Here is a 23,697-nt window from a genome sequence, read left to right as displayed (position 1 = left end):
CAAAAAGTGAAACGGAAGGGGCCTTGAGACCCCTTCCTCCGGGAAAACCGGAACGATCAGCGGTTTTCCATCTGTTCCTTGAAGATGTCGCCGAGGGTCGGAGTGCCGGTCGGTCCCTGCGCGTAATCCTTGATCGCTGCAGCCTCCTCGTCCTGATCCTTGGACTTGATCGACAGCGAGATGCTCTTGGTCTTCTTGTCGACGCCGATGAACTTGGCTTCGATTTCGTCACCCACGCTCAGCAGCGCCCGCGCGTCTTCGACGCGATCGCGCTGGATTTCCGAAGCGCGCAGATAGCCTTCCACGTTGTCCGCCAGGGTGATGACCGCGCCCTTGGCATCCACTTCCTTCACCACGCCGCGCACGATCGAACCTTTGTCGTGAGCCGCCAGGAAGTTCTGGAACGGATCCTGTTCGAGCTGCTTGATGCCCAGCGAAATGCGCTCGCGTTCGGGATCGATCGCCAGGATGACGGTTTCCAGCTCGTCGCCTTTCTTGAATTGGCGGATGGCTTCCTCGCCTGGTACGGACCACGAAATGTCGGAGAGATGGACCAGTCCGTCGATGTTGCCGTCGAGGCCGATGAAGATGCCGAAATCGGTGATCGACTTGATCGTGCCGCTGATCTTCTCACCCTTCTTGTGGGTCGAAGCGAACTCGTCCCAGGGATTCTGCCTGCACTGCTTCATGCCCAAGGAAATACGGCGGCGCTCCTCGTCGATGTCGAGGACCATGACCTCGACTTCCTCGCCGAGCTGAACGACCTTGGACGGATTGACGTTCTTGTTGGTCCAATCCATCTCCGAGACGTGGACCAGCCCCTCGACGCCCTCTTCCAGCTCGACGAAGCAGCCGTAATCGGTGAGGTTGCTGACTTTGCCGAACAAGCGGGTACCGGACGGATAGCGGCGGGCGATGTTGACCCACGGATCTTCGCCGAGCTGCTTGAGTCCCAGCGACACGCGGTTCTTTTCCTGATCGTACTTGAGAACCTTGACCTGCAGCTCCTGGCCGATCTGGACGGCTTCGGACGGATGGCGCACGCGCTTCCAGGCCATGTCGGTGATGTGGAGCAGGCCGTCGATGCCGCCCAGGTCGATGAACGCGCCGTAATCGGTGAGGTTCTTGACCACGCCGGTGACGATGGCGCCTTCCTTGAGGCTTTCCATCAGTGCTTCCTTCTCGGCGCTGAATTCGGATTCGACCACGGCACGGCGCGACAGCACCACGTTGTTGCGCTTCTGGTCGATCTTGATGACCTTGAATTCCAGGTCCCGCCCTTCCAGAAAGGTGGTGTCGCGCACGGGACGTACGTCGACCAACGAACCGGGCAGGAATGCCCGCAGAGCGCCGATCGCCACGGTAAAGCCGCCGCGGACCTTGCCGACGATGCGGCCGACGACGGTCTCGCTGCCTTCGAAAGCTTTCTCCAGGTCATCCCAGGCTTTGAGCTTCTTCGCCTTGTCGCGGGACAGCAGGGTCGCGCCCAGGCCGTCCTCCACCATGTCCAGGGCGACCTCGACCTGATCGCCCACCTGGACTTCCAGTTGGCCGTCGGCATTGAGGAATTGCCACTTCGGGATGACACCTTCGGATTTCAGTCCGGCGTTGACGACGACCGCGTCGGTGCCGATGTCGACGACGGTGCCGGTGATGATGCTGCCCGCGCGCATCTCGGCTTTCGCCAGACTTTCTTCAAACAGTTCTGCAAAGCTTTCGCCCATGATCAATGATTCCAGCGTCCGAGGTGTTACATCGGACGAACGTTAGTTGAGTTGGTTGACGATCGTGCCCGCTCGCCACGCGGCGGAACACACCCTATACTGTATTGGCCCCAGGATTTCAGTGCGATTCCACCACGGAAAGGCAGGCCTCGATCACTTCGTCGACGGTCAGATCCGACGAATCGATCACGACGGCATCCTCCGCCGCTCGAAGCGGGGCGGTTTGCCGCTCCCGATCGCGCCGGTCGCGCTCCTCTATCTCTTCGGTCAAGTTGGCTAGGCTAACATCTATGCCTTTCTCTTTCAACTGGTTATAGCGCCGGAGGGCACGAACCTCCGCGCTCGCGGTGAGAAAGACCTTGTAAGGCGCCTCCGGAAAAACCACCGTCCCCATGTCGCGGCCGTCCGCCACCAGCCCCGGGAGGCGGCGGAAGCTGCGCTGCTTGTCCAGCAATGCCCTGCGCACCGCCGGGAACGCCGCCAGTTTCGACGCCAGATTGCCGCATTCTTCCGTGACGATCCGCCCGCCGACGTCGGTGTTCCACAGCAGGACGCGCGGCGCCGGACCCGCCTCGAACACGAGATCCATCGATCCCGCGAGTGCTTCCAGCGCGGATTCGTCCTCCCAGGACACTCTCCGGTCCATTGCCGCGACCGCCAATGCCCGATAGATCGCTCCGCTGTCCAGAAAGTTCCAGCCGAGCCTGGCGGCGACCGCGCGCGCCGCGGTGCCCTTGCCGGCGCCGCTGGGGCCGTCGATGGTGAGTACGGGGATGGTGTCCTGCATGTCGGCTCAGTTGACCTCGATGTCCAAACCCAGGGTCCGCGCCAGTTCGACGAAGTTGGGGAACGAAGTCGCCACATTGGCGCAGTCGTGAATCTCGATGGGACCGGAAGCGCGCAGCGCCGCGATCGAAAACGACATGGCGATGCGGTGATCGCCGCGCGAATCGACCGCGCCGCCCCGGAGGCTGCCGCCCTGAATGACCATGCCGTCCGGGGTCGGCCGGGCATCGATGCCCAGTGCGGTCAGCCCGTCGGCCATGACCTGGATGCGGTCGCTCTCCTTGACCCGCAGTTCCTCGGCGCCGGTCAGCACCGTTTCGCCCGTCGCGCAGGCCGCGGCCACGAACAAAGCCGGGAATTCGTCGATGGCCAGAGGCACGGTGTGCTCGGGAATGCGGATGCCGCGCAGTTCGCGGTGGCGGATGCGGATGTCCGCCACCGGTTCGCCGCCGACTTCGCGAGGGTCGAGAATCTCGATGTCGGCGCCCATTTCCCGCAGGATCTCGATGACGCCGGTTCGCGTCGGGTTGATTCCGACGTGGCGTAGGAGCACATCGGAGCCGGGGCTGATCGCCGCGCCGACCATGAAAAACGTCGCCGACGAGATGTCGGCCGGCACGTCGATGCGGGCGGCGGACAGTCTGCCGCCGGATTCGATGCAGACGCGGTTGCCGTCCCGCGCCACCGGATAGCCGAAGCCGGCCAGCATGCGTTCGGTGTGGTCGCGGGTCGGCGCCGGCTCGGTGACGCAGGTCCTGCCTTCGGCGTAGAGTCCTGCCAGCAGCAGACAGGATTTCACCTGCGCGCTGGCGACCGGCATCCGGTAATCGATGCCCTTCAGCCGCGCTCCGCCGGTGATGCGCAGCGGCGCGGTGCCGGCTTCGGTGGTGTCGATCCGCGCGCCCATGGACCGCAACGGTTCGGTCACCCGGCGCATCGGCCGGCGTACCAGCGACGAGTCTCCGGTCAGCGTCACATCGAATGCCTGCCCGGCCAGCAGTCCGCTCAAAAGGCGCATCGACGTGCCGGAATTCCCTAGATCCAGCGGCGCGGCGGGCGGCTTCAGACCGTGCAGGCCCACGCCGTGGATCCGCAACCGGCCGTCCTCCGGGCCTTCGATCTCGACGCCCATCGCCCTGAACGCCGCCATCGTCGCCAGACAGTCTTCGGCTTCGAGGAAGCCCGTCACCTCGGTCACACCTTCGGCGAGCGAACCCAGCATCACCGACCGGTGGGAGACGGACTTGTCGCCCGGCACCCTGACCTCGCCCCGCATCCGCCCGCCCGGCCTGGCGGTGAATACCACGTCTTCGTCATGCATGATTGTTTTCCGTCAACTGTAGAAATTTTTCGCGGGCGGCCTTGGCTTCGCTGAAGCAGGCGTATAGGCGCTCGGCGTCGTCGCTCCGGATCAGGCCCGCCACCTCGCGCAACGCGGCCTCGAACTCCCCCAGCAGCTCCAGCAGCGGCTCCCGGTTGGCCCGGCAGATGTCCAGCCACATCCTGGGATCGCTGGAGGCTATGCGGGTAAAGTCGCGAAAACCGCCGGCGGCATAGCGGAAGATTTCCGCCTGCTCGTCTTTCCGGCCCAGCATCCGCGCCAGGGTGAAAGCCAGCACATGCGGCAGATGGCTGGTCGCCGCCAGCACCTCGTCGTGGTGTCCGACCTCCATTTGCTCCACCTTCGCGCCCAGGTGCGTCCAGAACCCATTCACTCGCGCCAGCGCATCCGGCGCGCTGTCCGGCAAGGGCGTCAGGATGACGCGCTTACCCTCGAACAGACCGGAGTCGGCGGCCTCGGCTCCGCTGCGCTCGGCGCCGGCGATCGGATGGCCGGGGATGAAATTGGGCGGCACCTTGCCGAACACGCGCCGGGCGGCTTCCACCACGTTGCCCTTGGTGCTGCCGGCATCGGTGTAGACGCAATCCGGCCGCCAGACAGGCTGCAGCCTTCGGAACAACGGCTCGATGGCGAGGACGGGCGTCGCGATGAGCACGAAATCGGCCGCTGCCACGCCTCGTTCCAGACTGGCGCAGCCTTGATCGATGACGCCCAGGGTTTCCGCCCGGCTCAGGTTCTCCGGGTCCGCGTCGATTCCGACGATTTCCTCGCAAAACCCGCGGGCGCGCCGGGCCACCGAACCGCCGATCAGGCCGACGCCGATGATGCAGAGCTTGCGGATCATGGGGCCAGCACGCGGTCCAGGGCGGCGAAGAAGATATCGATTTCCTCCGCGGTGCCGACCGAGACCCGGAGATGGTTCGGCAGGCCATAATTCCCCACCGGACGCACGATGACGCCTTCTCGCAGCAGCGCATCGAAGACCGGCGCGCCGGGACGACCCAGGTCGAAGCTGAGGAAATTGCCGGCGGACGGGATAAAATCGAGGCTCCGCTCATGGAAACCGGCTTCCAGCCTGCGCAGGCCGGCGCCGTTCGCCCGCACCGTGGCCTCCAGGAACTCGGTATCTTCCAGGGCGGCGGCCGCGGCGGCCAGCCCCAGGGCGTTGACGTTGAATGGCTGTCTGGCCCGGTTCAGCAGGTCGGCGACCTCCACCCCGGCAACCGCATAACCGACCCGCAGGCCCGCCAGCCCATAGGCCTTCGAGAACGTGCGGGTGACGACCAAGGTGGGAAACTCCCCCAGCCAGTCCAATGCGTTCGGATAGTCGGATGCCGGCGCGTACTCGAAATAAGCCTCGTCCACGACCGCGACGATGCGCTCGGGCAGTGCCGACAGAAACGAATGCAACTCGCTCCGGCCGAGCAGTGTCCCGGTGGGATTGTTCGGATTGGCGACGAAGACCACGCGGGTATCGGCATCGACCCGCTCCAGCATGGCTTCCAGATCGTGGCCGAAGCGCGGCCCCCGGCTGCCGTCGTGGGCCGGGGCGACCTTTCCTGCCGCCCCGGCCGTCTGGGTCGCGATCGGATAGACCGCGAAGGCGTGTTCGGAATATACCGCGTTGAGTCCGGGCGCGAGGAAGACCCGCGCCACCAGATCGAGCACGTCGTTGGAGCCGTTGCCGAGGACGATCTGCGCCGGCTCGACGCCCAGTTTTTCCGCCAGCGCGGCTTTCAGTTCGAAGCCGCTGCCGTCGGGATAGCGGTGGCTGCCGCCGAGTATCCGCCGCACGACCTCCAGCGCCTTGGGACTCGCGCCCAGGGGATTCTCGTTGGAGGCCAGCTTGACGATGCGTTCCAGCCCGAACTGCCGTTCCAGTTCGCCGATGGGCTTGCCGGGCTGGTAGGGCGTGAGTCCGCGGACCCCGGGGGCGGCGAGTGAAGCGATGCTCATGTCGAAAATGTCAGCTCAGTGCGCGCGGATAGGAGCCGAGGATCCGCATCGTGCTGGCCTGCTCCCGTACCTCGGCCAGGGCCTGCGCCAAGGTGGGACCGGCCTGATGCCCTTCCACGTCGATGAAGAAAAAGTAGTCCCACATACCGCGCCGCGAAGGTCGCGATTCGACTTTGGTCATGCTGATCCCCAGGCGCGCGAACGGCTCGATGACCCGGAAGAGCGCGCCCGGGTCGTTGCGGGTGGACAGCAGCAGGGAGGTCTTGTCGTGTCCCGTCGGCCCCACCGGCTGGCCGCCGATGACGAGGAACCGCGTGGTGTTGTCGGGTTCGTCCTCGATATTGCGCTCCAGGATTTCCAGACCATAGAGCTCCGCCGCCACTTCACCCGCGATCGCCGCCGTGCCGGCGGTTTCCGCCGCACGCCGGGCGGCTTCGGCATTGCTGCCGAGCGGCGTGCGGCGGGCACCGGGGAGGAAGCGGTCCAGCCATTCCCTGCATTGCGCCAGCGATTGCGGATGGGAGAACACCTCGGTCAGCGTATCCAGCGCGCTCGGCGTCTTGCACAACAGGTTGTGGTGGATGCGCAGTTGCACCTCCCCGGCGATGATCAGGCTGGAGCGCACGAAGCTGTCCAGGGTATGGGTGATGACGCCTTCGGTCGAATTCTCGACCGGCACCACGCCGTAATGACAGGCGCCGCTCTCAACCGCCCGGAAGATTTCGTCGATGGCCGGCAGTGGGACGGCCTGGATGGCGTGGCCGAAATGCCTGTACGCTGCCTGCTGGGTGAACGTCCCTTCCGGGCCGAGGAAGGCGACGCTCAGCGGCTTCTCGAGGGCCAGGCATTCCGACATCACCTCGCGGAAAAAGCGGATCACGGCCTCCCTGCCGAGCGGGCCGGGATTGTTCGCCGCCAGCCGCCGCAGCACTTCCGCCTCCCGTTCGGGACGGTAGAAGCAGTCGGTCTCGCCCGCCGCGACCTTGATCTCCGCCACCTGTTGCGCACACCTCGCCCGCTGGTTGAGAAGTTCCAGCACCCGGTCGTCGAGTTCGTCGATGCGTTTGCGCAATTCCGCGAGAGAAAGATCGTTCGCCATGCTTGGGTCTTGAAAAAGGCTGCGGCCTAGGGTTCGTGGGCGGACAGGGGGTGGACGGACAGGACCCCGCGGATTTTCGCGATCCTGTCCAGAACGGCCGGCGGAACTTCGGCGTTGAGGTCGATGAGCGTATAGGCGTATTCGCCGCGCGACTTGTTCAACAACTCGAGAATGTTCAGGTTCGCCTCCCCCAAGGCCGCCGAGATCTGGCTCACCATGTTGGGGACGTTTTCGTTGGCGACGCCGATGCGATGGGCGTCGCACCGGGGCATTTCGATCGTCGGATAATTGACCGAATTGCGGATGTTGCCGTCTTCGAGGAAATCGCGGATCTGGTCCGCGACCATGACCGCACAGTTGTCCTCGGCCTCGGCCGTCGACGCGCCCAGATGCGGCAGCAGGATGGCGCCTTTGAGTCCCATGAGGCCGGCGGTGGGGAAATCGCTGACGTAAGCGGAAAGCCGTCCGTCTTTCAGCGCTGCGCGTACGGATGGCTCGTCGACGATGCCGGCACGCGAGAAATTGAGCAGCACGGCCCCTTTTTTTACGGATTCCAGCCGTGCGGCGCCGATCATGTGCCGGGTCTCGCCGTTGAGCGGCACGTGCAGGCTGATGAAGTCGGCTCGTGAGATCAGATCGTCGATGCCGCCGGCGCGGGAGACGGCGGCGGAAAGCTGCCAGGCGCGCTCCACCGTGAGCGCCGGATCGAAACCGGCCACGTTCATCCCCAGGGACACCGCGGCATTGGCGACGCCGACGCCGACCGCTCCCAGGCCGAGCACGCCCAACGTCTTGCCGGCCAGCTCGGTGCCGGCGAAATTCTTCTTGCCCTGCTCGACGGCCTGGGCAATGGCCGCGTCGTCCCCCGCGAGCGAACGGGTGAAATCCCAGGCCTCGCAGATGTGCCGCGCTGCCAGCAGCATCCCTGCGACGACGAGCTCCTTGACGGCATTGGCGTTCGCGCCGGGGGTGTTGAACACCGGTATCCCGCGCCGGCTGCAGTCGTCCACCGGAATGTTGTTGACGCCGGCGCCGGCCCGCCCGATACAGCGGACCGATTCGGGAATCGCAACGCCATTGAGGTCGAAGGAGCGTAGCAGGATGGCGTCCGGATGCTGGATCTCCGAAGCGACCTCGTAGCGGTCGCGCGGCAAGCGTTCCAGGCCGGCGACGGAGATATTGTTGTATGTCAGTATCTTGTACATATCTCCCCCTAGCCGCGCCGGCGTTCGAAGTCCGCCATGAAGGCGATCAGCGCATCCACCCCGGCCTCGGGCATGGCGTTGTAGATGCTGGCGCGCAAGCCGCCGACCGAGCGGTGGCCTTCGAGCGCCACCAGCCCGCGGGCGGCGGCCTCGGCGGCGAAGCTCTTCTCCAGCCCGGCGTCGGCGAGGCGGAAGGGCACGTTCATGCGCGAGCGGAAGGCGGGGTCGATCGGGTTGGAGTAGAACGCCGAAGCGTCGATGGCGGCATAGAGCTTTTCCGCCTTGCGGATGTTGCGGGCCTCCATGGCCGCCACTCCCCCTTCCTGCTTGAGCCATTCCAGCACCAGCCCGAGCAGGTACCAGATGTAAGTCGGCGGCGTGTTCAGCATGGAGCCGTTGTCCGCGTGCTTCCTGTAGTCGAACACCGTGGGCGTACCGGGGATCGTCTTGCCGATCAGGTCCTCGCGGACGATGACCACGGTGATGCCAGCCGGTCCCATGTTCTTCTGGGCGCCCGCATAGATCAGCCCGAACCGGCCCACGTCGACCGGCCTGGACAGGATGTTGGAGGACATGTCGCACACCAGGGGCAGGCCGCCCGAATCCGGGACGTCCTGGAATTCCACCCCGTTGATCGTTTCGTTTGCGGTGTAATGGAGATAAGCCGCGTCGGGATCGATCCGCCATTCGCCACGCGGCGGCACGGTCGTGAAGCCGCCCGCCCTGGCGGTGGCCGCAACGACGACCTCGCAGTAACGGCTGGCCTCCTCGATCGCCTTTCCCGACCAGATGCCGGTATCGACGTAGCAGGCCGCGGCCCTGTCATGCAGCAGGTTCATCGGCACCATGGCGAACTGGGCGGTGGCGCCGCCCTGCAGGAACAGCACCTTGTATTCCGGCGGAATGGCGAGCAGCTCGCGCAGGTCGGCTTCCGTCTTTTCCGCGATGGCGCCGAAATGCTTGCCGCGATGGCTCATTTCCATCACGGACATGCCGCTTTCGCCCCAGTCGAGAATCTCCTCCCCGGCGCGGCGCAGCACCGCCTCCGGCAGCATCGAAGGGCCAGCGCTGAAGTTGTAGATGCGTGTCATGGTTAGGCTCCCGGTATTCGTCGATATGCGGGATCGCTTGAAAGCCCCCGCCGGGGATTCAGTGCCATTCCCGTCCAGGTATTGAATACCCGAAAGATTTCATTGATAGCCATGGCCCGCCTGGATTCATTCGGTTTCCGCGGGTTCTTCGGAACCATTGTCCGGCTCATCCCCTTCGCCATCGGGCAGGCTGCCGATCCGATCCATGCCGACGACCTTTTCACCGGCGCCCAACCGGATGACGGTGACGCCCTGGGTATTGCGGCTCAGCACGGAGATTTCACCGACCCGCGTCCGCACCAGGGTACCGGCATTGGTGATCAGCATGATCTCGTCCTCGTCCTCGACCAGGGCCGCGCCGACCACCGCGCCGTTACGGGCGCTGGTCTGGATGGCGATGACGCCCTGCCCGCCGCGCCGGTGGCGGGGAAATTCCTCCAGGCGCGTACGCTTGCCGTAGCCGTTTTCGGTGATGTTGAGCACCGTGCCTTCGCTGGCGATGATCAGGGCGATGACTTTCTGCCCCTCCTGCAGGGTCATGCCGCGCACCCCGGCGGCGGTGCGGCCCATGGCACGGACGTCGGTCTCGTGGAAGCACACCACCTTGCCGTCGCTGCTGAACAGCATCACGTCCTGTTCGCCGTTGGTGATCGCTACGTTGACCAGGCGGTCGTCGTCGCGCAGCTCGATGGCGATCTTGCCGCTGGGCCGCGGCCGCTCGAACTCGCTGAGCGCGACCTTCTTGACCGTGCCGGAGGCGGTGGCCATGAAGATGAAATGGGCTTCGTCGAACTCGCGGATCGGCAGGATGGCGTTGATGCGTTCGCCTTCCTCCAGCGGCAGCAGGTTGACGAAGGGGCGGCCGCGCGCGGTGCGGCTGGCGACCGGGAGCTCGTACACCTTGAGCCAGTACACCTTGCCGGCGCTGCTGAAGCACAGGATGGTGTCGTGGGTGTTGGCCACGACCAGCTTCTCGATGTAGTCCTCTTCCTTGGTAGCCGCGGCCTGCTTGCCGCGGCCGCCGCGGCGCTGGGCGCGGTAATCCGACAGCGGCTGGGACTTGACGTAGCCCTCGTGCGAGACCGTCACCACCATGTCTTCCTCGGTGATGAGATCCTCCGCCGAGAGGTCGAGGCGGTCGGCGATGATCTCGGTGCGGCGGGCATCGCCGAACTGTTCGCGGATGGCGGCCAGTTCGTCGCGGATCACCTGCATCAAACGGGTGTCCTTGGCCAGGATGTCCAGCAGATCGGCGATCTGCTCCAGCAGCGCCCGGTACTCGGCGATGATCTTGTCCTGCTCCAGGCCGGTGAGGCGGTGGAGGCGCAGGTCCAGGATGGCCTGGGCCTGGGTCGGCGACAGGTGATAGGCGCCGTCCCGCAGCCCGTAGCTGGGGTCCAGATCGCGCGGCCGGGAGGCTTCGGCGGCGTCGGCCCGCTCCAGCAACTCGGTCACCGCACCCGGCCGCCAGGCCCGCGAGACCAAGCGCTCCTTGGCCTCGGCGGGGTTCGACGAGGTCTTGATCAGCTCGATGACTTCGTCGATGTTGGCCAGCGCCACCGCCAGACCTTCCAACACATGCGCCCGCTCGCGAGCCTTACGCAACTCGTACAGGGTGCGCCGCGTCACCACCTCGCGGCGGTGGTCGATGAAGGCGGCGATCAGGTCGCGCAGGTTCATCAGGCGCGGACGGCCGTTCAGCAGCGCCACCATGTTGATGCCGAACACGCTCTGCATCTGGGTCTGCTGGTAGAGGTTGTTCAGCACCACTTCCGGCACTTCGCCCCGGCGCAGTTCGATCACCATGCGCATGCCGTCCTTGTCGGACTCGTCGCGCAGGCCGGAGATGCCTTCGAGCTTGCCTTCCTTGACCAGTTCGGCGATCTTCTCCAGCAGCCGCGCCTTGTTCACCTGGTACGGCAGCTCGTTGACGATGATGCTCTGGCGGCCACCCTCCTCGCCCTCGAACTGGCAGCGGGCGCGCAGGTAGATGCGGCCGCGGCCGGTGAGATAGGCCTCACGGATGCCGGCGGCGCCGTTGATGATGCCCGCCGTGGGAAAGTCCGGGCCGGGCACGTGGGCCATCAAATCCTGCACCGTCGCCTCGGGATTCTCGATCAGCGCCAGGCAGGCGTCGATGACTTCCCTGAGGTTGTGCGGCGGGATATTGGTCGCCATGCCGACCGCGATGCCGGCCGACCCGTTGATCAGTAGATTGGGAACCCGTGTCGGCAGGACCGAAGGCTCACTTTCGGAATCATCATAGTTGGGGACGAAGTCGACGGTTTCCTTTTCCAGGTCTGCCAGCAGATCGTGGGCGATGCGAGCCATGCGCACCTCGGTGTAACGCATGGCCGCCGGCGGGTCGCCGTCCACCGAGCCGAAGTTGCCCTGGCCGTCGATCAGCATGTAGCGCAGCGAAAACGGCTGGGCCATGCGGACGATGGTGTCGTACACCGCCGTGTCGCCGTGCGGATGGTATTTACCGATCACGTCGCCGACCACGCGGGCCGACTTCTTGTAGGGCTTGTTCCAGTCGTTGCCGAGCTCGTGCATGGCGTACAGCACGCGGCGGTGCACCGGCTTGAGGCCATCGCGGGCATCCGGCAGGGCGCGTCCCACGATCACGCTCATGGCGTAATCGAGGTAAGACTGCTTCATCTCGTCTTCGAGGTTGACCGGAATGATTTCTTTGGCGAAGGCTGTCATCGGACCTGAGCAGTATGGAATGGGCGCGGCAAAGACGCCGGCCCAGAGTGGAATCGCAGCATTATAACAAAAGCGTTATGCCTTGCCCCGCGCTCAGTCCGAAGGCATCAAAGCCTTGACCGCGTCGTATTTCGGCGCGCCCGGCTGATCCCGGTATTCGAGCAGGCCCCAGCTGCCCCAGCGGGTATACGGACCGACGCTGTTCCACAGGTTGTAGAGTCCGCCGCCCGACGCCCGCCAGTCCTCCAGATGGCGAAGGTAGGCGTCGCCCATGCGGTCGTCCCGGTTGGCGGCCACGAACAGGGCGGTGATCGCCGGATCGTCGCCGGCCTCGCCCACCCCCACCAGATGCTGGCCGCCTTCGTAGGCCACCAGATCCAGCCCGTATTCGTTGGCAAGGCGCTTGTTTTCCCGCATCTGCCGCCTGGCTTCCTCCAAGGCTCCCCCGGCCGGCCCCCCGGGAAGCTCGCCGCCGTGGAAGATTTCGGCGAAAAGGCGGTGCAGTCCCCCATCGGGATCGGCGCACCATCCTTTCACTGCCGCCGCATGTTCAGGCAGGCCCAGGTAATGGCCGAAATAGGGGGCGATGGCCAAAGCCCGGATATGATGGCGGTAACACGGCGCGCCGCCACTTTCGGCCCGCCACAAGGGACAGTCCAGCGCCTGGCGCGCGGTCCAGGGATTGGCTGCCTGGCTTCCCAGGACACAGACGACCTGGTCCCCCTCCTCCGCCCACACCGCTTTCCAGATGTCGCAGACCTGCGCCGTACGCATTCCGTACCATTGCAGCCTTTTGCCGTAGGCACTCTCGCCCGCGGCCGGCCATTTCGCCAGCGCCTGCGCTTCCATCCAGCGACCGGCGGAGAAGGCATCGTTCCAGGCTTCGTTGCCGTATTCGACGTAGACCTTACGGCCTTTGTCGAGCATCTGCCGCACCAGCGCAGAGAACTGGCGCACGTAGCCGTCGTCGGCGCGGGTGGGCATGTTCACCCAGATGTCCGCCTGGAGCAGGTTGCCCAATGCCGGGATCAGCTCGGCCGGCCCGCCATCGCCGTTCCCGAACGCCCAGGTCCGGCTTTCCGGAACCGTGCGATCGGCCCAGCCGGCAGCGGTGGAATCGTTGGTGTTCTGGTAGGCCATGAAGCGGATGGCGCGGAACTTCGCCAGGTTGCGCAGGAAACGCGGATCGAAGATCTGGGTCTGGTCCGCGTCCTCGAACGGCCGGCAGGCGCGCTGCTCCCCGCATGTCCGGGAATCCTTGCAGTCGGCGGGGGCCGGCCCTTCGCACGTGCCGCCTTCGGGCACTACGCTGATACTCCGGATGTAATCCCCGCTGCCCGCCGGGTCCGTCGCCAGAATGGCGAGCTCGAACCAGGATTCGCTGCCGTCGCCGCTCACATCGACGACGTCCTGCCCGGTTGCCGACAAAGCGGCATTGCGGACGGCTCCCCGCGCATAGCCGAGCGTGCCCTGGCCTTGGTAGAGAACGATGAAGCGCCCGGCCGGTCGTGAAGGACTCAAGCCGGTCGGTACCAGAGTCGCGACGGAGGTGAAACGGCTGCCGGACGCCGCGCTTCGGGCCGGATCCGGCAAGGATTTCGGATAGCCCGCCGCATCCAGCGCCAGCTTTTCCTGCTCGAGCGTGTTCCAGGCGCTCGCGCCGGGAGGCCAGCCTTCCTCGCTGCAGCCCCGATCGCGCCCGGGTTGGCACTGGGTAAACCACGGCCCCGAGAGTTTGAACAGATCGACGAAAGGGATTTCGGTGCCGTAGTAGGCCAGGCCCGCGAGGTTCACGCCGATGCCAAAGCCGGAGTCCGGCACCGCAGCCGGAGAATCCGCTTCACCGCAGGCCGTCAGGACCAGGGCCAGTACTGCCGCGAAAAGTCGGCCGATCCACCGTCCGCCCATCGGCCCGGACACGCCATCCGCCGCCCGTCGAAGTGTCAAACCCGGTGGTTGCCGCGCAACCATACCTTGCCACGGCGCGCCAGGGCGACCAGATCCCGCACCAAAGGCCAGCGGTCGTACCACCGGTTGGGATAGATGTCGCTGCGCGAACTGCGCTGCCATCCGAGGCTGGGCACGGCCACCAGGGTAACGACATCGGGATTCTGCTGCCGGAACGTCGAGTACGCTCCGTCCACGTGCATGGGCCCCCCGTCCGGATGGCCCGGCGGGCGCTGCAACAGGGTGTCGAGAAAAGCCAGGAGGCGTTCGATGACGGGGCCGTTGACCGCATAGAAGTGCGCGGTGACGATGGGACCGGCGTAGGGCTCCAGATGCGCGCTGTCCAGCCCGGCTTCGGGAAGCTCCAGCACATGGCCGAAGAACGCGAAATCCCACCGGGTTTCGCGCAATTCGCCGAGCAGTTTCTCTTCGACTGCGGGAAACTGGGCGGCGAAGGTGAGGTCGTCCTCGAGTATCAGGACATTGCGGAGACCCTGGCCCCTGGCTTCACGCAAAATGCCCAGATGGCTCATGAAGCAGCCGTGCGCGCCGATACTGGGGAACGGCCCGGCGGATTCGGGCCGGATCGCCGGGAAGAACTCCACCCGTCCGGACTCCGGCGGCATGCCGGCCCGTTCCAGCTCCTTCTCCATCTCACGCCGGCGGTCCCTGCGTTCGGGCAGATTGATGACGTAGCAGCAGTCGAAATAATCCATCAGCGGCATGGCTTCCCCCCTCGGTCGATGCCGCCCATCATACCGCAGCCGTCGTGCGGCCAGGTGCACCCGCAGCCGGATGCCTGTGCGCGTGGCAAAATAACGCGCCCTTCGACTCACAGGAACAGCAGTCCATGGCCGACGACCACCGCAACGCCCATACCCGCCTGTCCAGGAATGCCATTGCCAGCGTCGTCGGGCAGATGATCTACCTCGTCACCCGTGTCGGCCTGCCGCCGTTCATCCTCCTGCACGTTTCGCTGCAGGACTACAGCATCTGGGCCACCTGCTTCCTGGTGCTGGGCTACATCGGCATGAGCACCTTCGGCATCGCCGGGGTGTACATACGCTATTCCGCCGAATACTACGCCCACGGCCGGCTCGATGAGATAGGCCGCATGATGGGCGCGGGCATCTGGCTGACGCTGGCGCTCGGGAGCCTCATCCTGGGTGCGTTGTGGATCTCCATGCCCTGGCTCTACGCCTGGTTCCACGTCGAGCCGGGGATGCAGGAAACGATGCGCCTCCTGGTGCTGGGTGTGGTGGGGGCGATGCTGCTGGAACTGCTGATTCCTTATGGCTACGTCATGGGGGGCATTCACCGCAATGCGGAAAATGCGGTGATCTCGCTGGTCTGCTCGACCCTGGAGGCCGTGCTGATCGTCGTCTTCCTGCTCCAGGGCTGGGGTCTGGTCGGGATGATGGCAGCCTACGTGCTGCGCGCCGTGTTAGCGCTGACGTTCACCCTGACCTGGTTTCACCGGCTGCTGCCGGGATTCCGCATCCATCTGTGGGGGCTGGGAAAGGCCCCGTGGCGGCCGTTCCTGCAATACGGCGGCGTCATGCAGGTGAACGGCCTGCTCAGCGTATTCCTGAATACCAGCGAGCGGGCGCTGGCCGGCTACGTCACCCACAATCCCGGCGCCGTCGGCCTGCTGGACATCAGTCAGAAATTTCCGATGATGGCCACCCAGCTCTTCAATTCGGCGACCAACAGCCTGCTGTCGGCGATCACGCACCTGCACACGCTCGGAGAGCGCGAGGAACTGGTGCGGCTGTATCTGCGTTCCTCGCGCTACCTGAATGCGCTCAACGGCCTGGCGCTCGGGTTCATGGCGCCGTTCTCGGCGGTTCTCATCACGGCCTGGATGGGCCACAGCGTCCCGATCGCCGACGCCGGCACCCTGCTGCTCTACGCCGCGGTCGGTTTCCATGTCCATGCGCTGACGGCGCCGGTCACCAGCTATTTCCAGGCGGTGAATTCGCCCGCCCGCACCTTCTGGGCCTTCATCGTGCCGCAGATCGTCCTGCTGGCGATTGGGCTGGCCTGGGTGATGTGGCGGGGTCAAACCGGCCTGCTCTCCCTGGCCGGGATGATCATGCTGACCCGGATTGGAAGCAGCTTGGGCGTCATCGTTTACGCCAATGCCCAATTGGGTATCGGCCAGTTCCGGTTTTTCAGGGAGGTCGCCCCCATCGGCGCCCTGCCCTATCTGGTTGGCTATATGGCTTACCAAGCCGTTTCCGGCTGGGCCGGACTTGCCGAACTCACACGCTGGGAGGCTCTCGGCGTATTGGCGTTGTTCGGCGTCGTCTATGCCGCCGTCACCCTCGGCCTCGTGTTCGCCTTCCTTTCCCGGCCCGACGAGCGGCAGGTCGTCTACGGTGCCCTGGCCAAGCTGGGCTGGAAGCCGCGCGGTGAGCACCTGGAAGACGACTCGCCATCGTGCGCGGCCAGGGCCGGCTTCTGCCGCTGGCCGGTCCCGGCGGCCGCATTGGGCGTGTTCGTGGGAATCGGTCTGTTGTATTCGCTCGCCCTGCGCGGCGGGCTCCTGGCCAACCTCACGATGCCCACCGTCGAGCCGGCGCGGGAGTGGATGTCCGGTTTGACCGTGCTTGGCATGGGGCTGTCGGCGGGCTTCGGCGGCCGCTGGGCCGACCGGGCCGGACCGCGCCCACCGCTTCTCGCCGCCTGCCTTTTCCTCTTCGCCGGTCTCCTCTCGGTCCTGCTCGGCGGGCATCTCCAAGCTGCCGTCCTGATTTTTTCCGGCTATGGCATAGCGGGCGGCCTTGGCTTGGGGCTCGCATATGCGGCTGCGATGCCCGCATTGCTGCGAGCCTTTCCCGCTTGCCGCGGACTGATGGCCGGGCTGGCGCTCGCAAGTTTCGGCGGTGGCATACTGTTGGCCGGACCACTGGCGGACGCTGTCCCGAGGATCATCGGAAATCCCGAACCCTTGGGAACGGCGGAAACCGTGTTTGCCCTGGGGTTGCTGGGCCTGGCCTTGCTGCTGGCGGGTTATGCCGCCATTCGTGTGCCGCCATCGGATGGCAATCCCGCCACGGTACGGGAATGGCACCAGCCGCGGTTTTACCTGCTTTGGCTGATGCTCTGCCTCAGCGCGGCCGCCGGCATCGGCCTTTCGAGCCTGGCCGTGCCGATACTGCGGGGCATGCCCGACGCGGCCGGCACGGCGGCGGCACTCGCAGGAATACTGGGGCTTGCCGACCTCGGAGGCCGCCTGGTCTGGAGCTGGGCGTCCGACCGCCTCGGCCGCAAGCCGGCCTATACGCTGATCTTCCTGGGAGGAGCGGCGCTCTGCATGGCTCTTCCTTTCGCCGGTCTGGCCGGCAACGTTCCGGTTTTCGTGGCTTGCTGCGCTGCCGCGGTGAGCCTTTTCGGTGGCGGACTCGCGGCATTGCCAGCCTATGCGGCGGATTTATTCGGAACGCTTCGGATCGGGCAGGTCTACGGCAGCCTGCTGACGGCCTGGGCGGTCGCGGCGGCAGCCGTTCCGCCGCTGGTTTCCCGGCTGGAAACTTGGCTGACCGGCCTCGGCCTTGCCCTGGACCACACCCGGTTCGCCATGTTGTGGATGGCGTCCGGCCTGCTGCTGATCGGCTTTCTCTGCAATCTACTGGTCAGACAAGCCGAAGGAGCTGGTGCCTCATAAAACCCGCCTGAACCGGAACGGCACCGCCACCTCGAACCGCCGCGCGGCCTCACCAGCCCCGCCCCATTCCCGGCTCCGCCGCTGCATGTAGCTCTCCGCCCAGCCGGTGAGCATGAAGAACATGGGCATCGTCTGCTGCCCCATGAATACCGTCGCTATGGCGACGAAATAGGCGAGATAGATGCCGGCAAGCGTGAAGGACAGCGAACTGCCCGGCGGTCCGGTGGGCGGCTGGCGCAGCCCGTAGATCAGGAGCCGGGCCAGGGTACCGAGCAGCAACAGCAGGAAGAACGCCGAGGCCAGGTAGCCGTGCATCAGCAATAGCAGCAGGAAATGATTGTCGATGGACTCCGCCCCCGGCACTTTCGGCCATTTGGTCAGGCCCCAGCCCCACAATGGCTGCTGATTGGCGATGTCCAGGTAGTGTTCGATCAGCTCGTACCGGTAGGCGGCGGTTTCCTGGTTCGGGTCCTTGGCGTTTTCACGGCCGACGGAGGCGTATTCGAGAAAAGCGACGATGGCAGGAACTCCCACGATGACCATCCCGCTCAGGATTGCCGCCATCGCCACCCGGCGGTACTTGCTCCTGCCCACGGCGACCAGGCCGGCGCCGATGAAGGCGGCGAGCCAGGAGCCTTTCGCCAAGGTAATGAACAGGCCGCCGGCGGTGATGAGACTCAGCCACAGCGCCGGTTTGTAGGGCAGCCAGGGCAGCAGTCTGAACTTGTCCGGCCAGGCACCGGACCATTGCAGCCAGCGCTGCAAGCGGAAAGCGACGATCATCATGATCCCGCCCAGCAGGGCATGGGCGTAGGGACCCGCCGCCCGCGCCAGACCGAAGCGGAAGGTCGTGACCCACTCCATCCCCTGGCCGGGAAAAAACCGGTCGAACACGAAGCGCCATGGGTTCATCCCCAGGCGAAGCTCGATCAGGTTCAGGATCGAAACGGCCGCCATCGACAGCACGCAGATCTTGGCGAACAGGAGGCGGTTGCCGAACGGCTCGATCAGGCTCTTCGCCAGCACATAAGGGACAACGCCGCTGAACAGCATCGCGAACATCAGGTTCTGGGCGTCGGAATAGCCGGAAGCGCGGTATTCGGAAATCGACACGCACAGCGCATAGCCGAACACCCAAACATCGTTCAGGCTGAAACGATAGCCGGGAAAGCCGGTCATCGCGAAGCTCGCCGCCACCGCGACGCAGGCCGCCTGGTTGAAGGTCGGGTCCGGCAGGCCCGGGAAGATGCAGCGGTAATAATCCGGCAGGAGCAGCAGCACCGGCAGATAGACGCGGAGAAAGGCGTATTGGGTGTCGTGCCGCGTGGCGATCAGGAAGGCCGCGATGCCGGGCAGCAGCGCGATGTAGGACAGCATCAGCCGCCGCGCGCGCGCTCGATGGGGCGGGCGGGAACCCCGGCTACGACCGCGCCGGCGGGCACGTCATGCGTCACGACCGCGTTGGCGCCGATCACGGCGGCCTCTCCGACCGTGACTCCCCGCAGGATGACCGAGCCCCGCCCGATCCAGGCGTTGCGGCCGATCCGAATCGCCTTGGCGTCATGGCCGGTGTCCCGCACGGAGCGGCCTTGGGCGACGCGGTGATTGGCGTCCCGGATGCTGGTGTACTCACCCACCATCACGCCGTCTTCGAGGACGACCGAGGCGTAGGACACGATGTGCACCCCGCGCGACAGCACGACGCCGTCGCCGATCCCGATGCGGCCTCGTTCCTGGGTTTCCAGGTACAGACCGGGATAGAGGTACAGATCCCGCCCCAGGCGGATGTTTCTGCTGCCGTGCAGTTCGGGCGTCCCCAACACCACCACGGAGGGGTCCAGGGCCGAACCGAGGGCCGCCTTGAGCCGCGCATGGGCCCACAGGCGATGCCAGGAGTTCAGGCGGTTCGCGATCGCCGCGGCCGGTGTCAATAAGCCCAACAGGAAACGTTTGGCGGTTCTGGACATGGCATCTCACTTGTACTCGATCAGAAAACGGCGGCGTTTGCGCAGGCGGTCGATCCGGCAGGCGATCTGGCCGGCCAGGATGGGGATCTGCTGGAGATGCGAGTGGATGCCGTAGAGCAACAGCGTCCAGAACCCTCCCCCTTTCCAGCGGGCCTTCCAGGCCGAGCGCAGGGCCAGCGCCAGGAAGACCGCCATCACCAGCCCCAGAGGCAGCATGCTCTTGACGACCGCCGAGGCCGATGCGCCGACGGTGAGCAGCAGGCTCAGGAAACCGCCGCGCAGCAGGTTCCGCCGCGCATCGGCCACCCAGAGCGGAAATTCGGTGCTCCTGAGCCGCTCGGATACTTCGGCATAGGCATAGCCCGCCCGGAACGCCCGCTTCCAGTAACTCGCCCAGGTTTTCATCGCCAGGTCGTGCCCGGTCATGGGGCGGTCGACGTGCAGGATGATGAACCCCAGCGCGCGTATGCGCTGGCACATTTCCGGCTCCTCCCCGGCGATCAGGCTGGCATCGAAGCCGCCGACGGAGCGGACGACCTCGGCGCGCATCAGCGCATCGCCCCCGCAGAAATCGGAGGGGCCCGGGGGATAGACCCAGTCGAGGTCCAGCGCGCGGTTGAACAGCGAATGCTCGGGATGGAGCTCGCGCCGGTGCCCCCACACCACGGCGATTCTCGGATCGTCGAACTCGGGCAGCGAGTCGGCGACGAAATCCGGGTGCAGCACGGTGTCACCGTCGAGGAAGAGCAGGTACGGCGCTTTGGCTTCCCGCCAGCCGGCGTTGCGTCCGAGGGCGGCGGAGGGGCGTTCGGGCTTCACTTCGACGACTTTCGCGCCGAACGCGCGTGCACGCGCCACGCTGTCGTCCCGCGAGGCCGAATCGACATAGATGATCTCGACCGGACCGCCGGGGTCGCGCATGCCGCGCACGGACGCCAGACAACGGCTCAGGCGCTCGCCCTCGTTCCGCCCTATGACCACGACCGAAAGCAAAGGCTTCGTGGAAAGCGTCGGTTCAGTCATCCGCAAGCTCCTTGAAAAGCCTGGCATAGCGCTCCAATCCCGCCTTGCTCGAGTAGCGCTCACGCAGCCTGGCGTCGGCCGCCGCGGCGATGCGGTCCAGGCTTGCCGGCGGGAGGCTGGCCACTTCTTCCAGCACGGTTCCCAGATCGCCGGCGTCGCCGGCACGGAACTGGAATCCCGAAATACCGGGTTCGATCAAGGACGCCGCGCCGCCGGCGTCCGGCACCAGCACGGGAACGCCGGCGGCCATCGCCTCCAGAATGGCGAGGCCGAATGGCTCGCACGGGCACAGGTGCAGCAACAGGTCGCTCCCCGCCAGGATTTGCGGAATCCTGTCGCTGAAACCTTCGAACACCACGTTCGGATGGTCCTTTTCCGCCCGCGCCCGCAGTACCTCCAGGTCCCAGCCGGTCCCACAGATGCGGAAATTCAGGCCCTTAAGTACCGGATGCCGGTCCAGGCAGTCGAGCAGCAAGTCGATCCGCTTGATCGGGTCGACGCGCGAAACCACGACGACGTTGCGGACCCCTTCGCGGAACGCAGGCCGACGGGGAACATCGGCGATCTGCCGGTCGGGCAGGAAATTTTCGCAGACGTCGATACCGGCTTCGGCGACGCCGTGAGCGAGCAGGCGGTCCCGGACGAATTCGGACACCGCGACGAAGCGTATGCCTCTTCCGTTCAACATCCGCTTGCGCCCGTAGCTTTCGCGCTCGTCCGTGCCGCCGTGCACGAGGTGGATGTGCACGTTACGGCGCCCGTACAGCAGGTTCCAGGCCAGGAATATTATCGAATGGCTGACGCCGGTGGCGGCGAAAGCGAGCCGGCGGTGACGGGCGATCCAAGGCCGCAGTTTGATGGCCAAGTCACGCGCGCCGCGGAATTCCACTGCCTGGATCTCCAGCCGCTCCGCCTCGCCCAGGGCGGGACCGGGCGGGGCGAACAGGACGGGTTCCAGGCGATCGCGCAAACCATCCAGGGTTGCCAGCGCCATGCGTTCGGTACCATAGAGATTGCCGCTGTGCAGCACGTAAAGAAACGCCGGTTTCATCCCTCCAGCCTCCTCGATGTGTGTTCCTGCTCATTTTCGTGGCCGGCGGCGGCCAGTGCGAATTCCTCGGCCAGTTTGGCGTAATAGCCACCGCCCCGATAGACCTCCAGACGGGTGACCACGAAGCCCACCGCCTTCGGGTCGATCTTCTGCAGGATGCCCGCCGCCCTTCGCAGTTCGCCCGGCTTGACCTGGCCGGCTCCGACCAGCAGCAGGGTGACGTCCGCGACTTCCACGAGGTATTCGGTATCGGCGGACAACAGAAGGGGCGGCGCATCGACCAGCACCAGATCGTAGGCCGCCTTCAGCTCGTCGAGGCATCGGCGCAGCGTGGGATAGGCGAACAACTGCCGACTGGGCGCGATCCCCATGCCCAATCGATCCGGCAATCCGTCCGCCGCTGCCACGACCGCCGCCGGAACTTGGCCCGAACCGGCCAGGAGGTCGGCCAGGCCCGGCTTGGCCGGCTCGGCCCGGTAGCGAGGGTCCGGCTTGCGCGGATCAGCCTCCACGACCACGGTACGCACGCCGAGCACGGCCAATTCGGAGGCCAGATCCAAGGTGAGGCCCGTCACCCCGGCCTCCGGCTTGACCGAGGTCAGCAACACCAGCCGGTTGCCCTGCGACTCCCGCTCCCGGTTTACGGCGATGGCCAGCCGGCGCAGCTGGTCTGCGCTCATCCGCTTCAGTTCGGGACTGCCGTGATGTTCGACGAACCAGGCGACCGGCCTGTGCCCGATGATCTTGGCGACCTGCCCGGTAGTCCGGATACGCTGATCCAGCATGTCGAGCCCGACCGGCGTGGCGGCGCCCAGGATCATCGCCAACACCAGTACCACGGCGAAAAGCTTCTTCCGGCCGCCCTTGACCGGAAGCTCCGGCGGTCGGGCATAGGTTTCGACACGAACGAAACCGGGCGCCCGCGACTCCAGCTCGAAGAATTCGATACGCCCGTCGATCACGTCGAGCTGTTTCCGGTTGCGTTCGATTTCGTCGTTGAGGCTCAGGGCTTCGTTGTACAGTGCCGCGAACCAGGAAGCCTTTTGGCGGAACGATTCGAGCTGCTGGGCGAGTTCCTGTTCGATCTGGCGGTCGCGCTTCACGTCGGACCTGCGCTGATCGATGAGACTTTTCGCCACCTGCTCGGTGAGCTTGTCGGCCGTGCGACTGAGTTCCTCGTCGATTTCCTTGAGTTCACGGTCGATCTGGATTTTCAAGGGATGCCTGGGATCGAGACCGCTGGCCTGCTGCAGCAGGTCGCTGCGGCGCTTGTAGAGGCTGCCTTTCAGGCTGATCAGCCCAGGGTCTTTCTGGATGGTGTCGAAGGCCGCCGCGGCGATGGCGTCCTGCCCCTGCCTGCTGCTTCTGTCCTCGAACAGCGCCAAAGCGGCCTCGCTCGCCAACCGGTTGCGCTGGGCCGTGGCAAGGGCGTTCTGGCTTTCGACCAGCAGTTTGTCGTAAGGACTTGCGATCTGTTCGCTGAACGTCGTCACGCTCAGCTCCTGGGCGATCTCGGTGCGGCGGGCCAGCCTCGCGTTGATCTCGTCCTGGATCTGTGTCCGCCTTTCCTGCAGGCTGGCCAGGCGTACGTTGCGTGCGAAAAAGGAGTCCGACTCCCGGGATTTTTCGAGATAGGTATCGACGATGATGTTGACCAGTTCATCGAGATGGTCCGGCGTGGTCGATTCCAGCGTGACGGTGATGAGGTAGCTGTCCTTGACCGGCTTGACATCGAGCGCCGCCTGCAGCCGCTCCGCGGCCCGCCGGTCCGACTCCTGCTTCCTCTGCCAGACATAGCGCTTGTCGCCGAGCTTGGCCAGCGACTCCAGCAGTATGTCGTAGCGCGGTACCGTCAATGCCTGATGTTCGATGAACTGGTCATAGGCGGGGATGTCCAGCTCCTTGGATTCCTTGAGGATGTTCACGAAACGCGGCGCCACGTACAGTACCGCGGTGGCCGAATAGACGGCCTTGCCCTTGACCCAGGCGAATCCCGCGCCCAATACGACGGCCACGGCCATGACGATCAGCGCGATGCGGCGGTGCCTCTGGAAGCTCACCAGCGGCATCAGCGTGCCGCCGGGCTGCAGTGGAGTCGGGGTAGTCTCGGAGGCGGAAGCGTTCATT

17 protein-coding genes are annotated in these 23,697 nt (G+C 65.6%); 1 reads left to right on the top strand and 16 read right to left on the bottom strand.

Annotation, left to right across the window (positions count from 1 at the left end; all coding sequences use genetic code 11):
- Window positions 1-56: 56 nt before the first annotated feature.
- The 11 genes from rpsA to ABZN20_RS03090 form a co-directional block, all read right to left on the bottom strand.
- On the bottom strand, window positions 57-1,724 hold the full coding sequence (gene rpsA, locus ABZN20_RS03140) for a 30S ribosomal protein S1 (protein WP_218806962.1): 1,668 nt from the start codon (window positions 1,722-1,724) through the stop codon (window positions 57-59).
- Between the two features lie 118 nt (window positions 1,725-1,842).
- A complete protein-coding gene (gene cmk, locus ABZN20_RS03135) occupies window positions 1,843-2,511 on the bottom strand; it encodes a (d)CMP kinase (protein ID WP_218806963.1) in 669 nt (222 codons plus the stop codon).
- 6 nt (window positions 2,512-2,517) lie between these two features.
- Entirely contained in the window at window positions 2,518-3,831 is a 1,314-nt protein-coding gene (gene aroA, locus ABZN20_RS03130; protein WP_367026712.1) for a 3-phosphoshikimate 1-carboxyvinyltransferase, read from the bottom strand.
- The gene (locus ABZN20_RS03125; RefSeq protein ID WP_367026710.1) at window positions 3,824-4,696 is read right to left on the bottom strand and encodes a prephenate dehydrogenase; all 873 of its coding nucleotides are present in this window, start codon (window positions 4,694-4,696) and stop codon (window positions 3,824-3,826) included. Before ABZN20_RS03125 ends, aroA begins: the two co-directional genes overlap by 8 nt.
- The gene (gene hisC / locus ABZN20_RS03120) at window positions 4,693-5,808 is read right to left on the bottom strand and encodes a histidinol-phosphate transaminase (RefSeq protein ID WP_367026709.1); all 1,116 of its coding nucleotides are present in this window, start codon (window positions 5,806-5,808) and stop codon (window positions 4,693-4,695) included. Before hisC ends, ABZN20_RS03125 begins: the two co-directional genes overlap by 4 nt.
- 10 nt (window positions 5,809-5,818) lie before the next feature.
- Complete coding sequence (gene pheA / locus ABZN20_RS03115; protein ID WP_367026708.1) at window positions 5,819-6,907, bottom strand: prephenate dehydratase; 1,089 nt, start codon at window positions 6,905-6,907, stop codon at window positions 5,819-5,821.
- Window positions 6,908-6,933: 26 nt separating this feature from the next.
- Window positions 6,934-8,112, bottom strand: a complete 1,179-nt coding sequence (locus ABZN20_RS03110) for a phosphoglycerate dehydrogenase (protein ID WP_367026707.1) — start codon at window positions 8,110-8,112, stop codon at window positions 6,934-6,936.
- Between the two features lie 8 nt (window positions 8,113-8,120).
- Window positions 8,121-9,203, bottom strand: a complete 1,083-nt coding sequence (serC, locus tag ABZN20_RS03105) for a 3-phosphoserine/phosphohydroxythreonine transaminase (RefSeq protein WP_218806969.1) — start codon at window positions 9,201-9,203, stop codon at window positions 8,121-8,123.
- A 126-nt stretch (window positions 9,204-9,329) separates the two neighbouring features.
- On the bottom strand, window positions 9,330-11,912 hold the full coding sequence (gyrA, locus tag ABZN20_RS03100; protein ID WP_367026706.1) for a DNA gyrase subunit A: 2,583 nt from the start codon (window positions 11,910-11,912) through the stop codon (window positions 9,330-9,332).
- A 93-nt stretch (window positions 11,913-12,005) separates the two neighbouring features.
- Complete coding sequence (locus ABZN20_RS03095) at window positions 12,006-13,859, bottom strand: cellulose-binding protein (RefSeq protein ID WP_367026705.1); 1,854 nt, start codon at window positions 13,857-13,859, stop codon at window positions 12,006-12,008.
- Complete coding sequence (locus tag ABZN20_RS03090) at window positions 13,856-14,584, bottom strand: glycosyltransferase family 25 protein (protein ID WP_367026704.1); 729 nt, start codon at window positions 14,582-14,584, stop codon at window positions 13,856-13,858. The genes ABZN20_RS03095 and ABZN20_RS03090 overlap by 4 nt, the downstream gene beginning before the upstream one ends.
- A gap of 125 nt (window positions 14,585-14,709) precedes the next feature.
- Between ABZN20_RS03090 and ABZN20_RS03085 the strand changes: the two genes are divergently transcribed.
- Window positions 14,710-17,529, top strand: coding sequence for an MFS transporter (locus ABZN20_RS03085; RefSeq protein ID WP_367026703.1), 2,820 nt, complete (start codon window positions 14,710-14,712; stop codon window positions 17,527-17,529).
- Here the strand turns inward: ABZN20_RS03085 and ABZN20_RS03080 are convergent.
- From ABZN20_RS03080 to ABZN20_RS03060, 5 genes are read right to left on the bottom strand one after another with little or no spacing between them, the layout of a single operon-like run.
- Window positions 17,524-18,906, bottom strand: a complete 1,383-nt coding sequence (locus tag ABZN20_RS03080) for an O-antigen ligase family protein (RefSeq protein WP_367026702.1) — start codon at window positions 18,904-18,906, stop codon at window positions 17,524-17,526. The genes ABZN20_RS03085 and ABZN20_RS03080 overlap by 6 nt on opposite strands.
- On the bottom strand, window positions 18,906-19,496 hold the full coding sequence (locus tag ABZN20_RS03075; RefSeq protein ID WP_367026701.1) for an acyltransferase: 591 nt from the start codon (window positions 19,494-19,496) through the stop codon (window positions 18,906-18,908). The genes ABZN20_RS03080 and ABZN20_RS03075 overlap by 1 nt, the downstream gene beginning before the upstream one ends.
- Before the next feature lie 6 nt (window positions 19,497-19,502).
- Window positions 19,503-20,519 (bottom strand): glycosyltransferase, encoded by a 1,017-nt coding sequence (locus ABZN20_RS03070; protein ID WP_367026700.1) that lies wholly within the window; start codon window positions 20,517-20,519, stop codon window positions 19,503-19,505.
- Window positions 20,512-21,570, bottom strand: a complete 1,059-nt coding sequence (locus tag ABZN20_RS03065) for a glycosyltransferase family 4 protein (RefSeq protein WP_367026699.1) — start codon at window positions 21,568-21,570, stop codon at window positions 20,512-20,514. Before ABZN20_RS03065 ends, ABZN20_RS03070 begins: the two co-directional genes overlap by 8 nt.
- A complete protein-coding gene (locus ABZN20_RS03060) occupies window positions 21,567-23,696 on the bottom strand; it encodes a GumC family protein (protein ID WP_367026698.1) in 2,130 nt (709 codons plus the stop codon). The genes ABZN20_RS03065 and ABZN20_RS03060 overlap by 4 nt, the downstream gene beginning before the upstream one ends.
- Between the last annotated feature and the right edge of the window lies 1 nt (window position 23,697).

The organism is Methylococcus sp. ANG (genome assembly GCF_040730495.1).
GTDB lineage: Bacteria > Pseudomonadota > Gammaproteobacteria > Methylococcales > Methylococcaceae > Methylococcus.
The sequence above is the reverse complement of the archived record's forward strand: the minus strand, read 5'-3'. Positions and strand labels throughout refer to the sequence as shown.